The organism is Vibrio sp. 378, assembly GCF_033339435.1.
On the sequence record NZ_JAWOUO010001039.1, the window covers coordinates 1 to 545 of the forward strand.

Consider the following 545-nt stretch of genomic DNA (forward strand, 5'->3'; position numbering starts at 1 on the left):
AGTTAGCGTGGCAAACTATTCCGTTGCCTACTGATAGCTATGGCATGTTAAAAAACCAACGTTCTCTCTATCGTTTATCAGGGCGAAAAGAGGCGAATTTACTGTACGTGTTTAAACACGGCCGCGAATCGATCATCACAGTTTGATACCACAAAAAAACAAGGAAGCATGTCACACTAGGCATGGATATCCTCAAATTTATCTGATCTGATTCGAGGGCTAGTTATGAAAAAATTCACAGCAGCAGCGTTAACGGCGCTACTTTTCACTGCAGTACCAACATTTGCAAATACAGACACAAACGCGGACAAAATGACAAACGAAACGCTATTGGAATGCGCAAATGCTTCCAATGCTCGTAACGCGATACCAGAGCACCGAGCCGTTTTTCGTCATTACTTGATGTCTGAACGTGGTTACAGTTTTAGCCAACTCTCTTCCACCGAAACCGAGGTTAAAGCACAAGACAACAACGATTCTGAGATAGAACAGTTCTATCAAACACAGGGTAAAGAAGTTGGTGAGCAGCTCTACCGCGTGGGCTA

At 43.7% G+C, this 545-nt stretch carries 1 protein-coding gene; it reads left to right on the forward strand.

The window, feature by feature from the left end; all coding sequences use genetic code 11:
* Positions 1-225: 225 nt before the first annotated feature.
* The coding region (locus R7Q48_RS30250; protein ID WP_318134100.1) for a hypothetical protein at positions 226-545 on the forward strand (320 nt) is incomplete at its 3' end.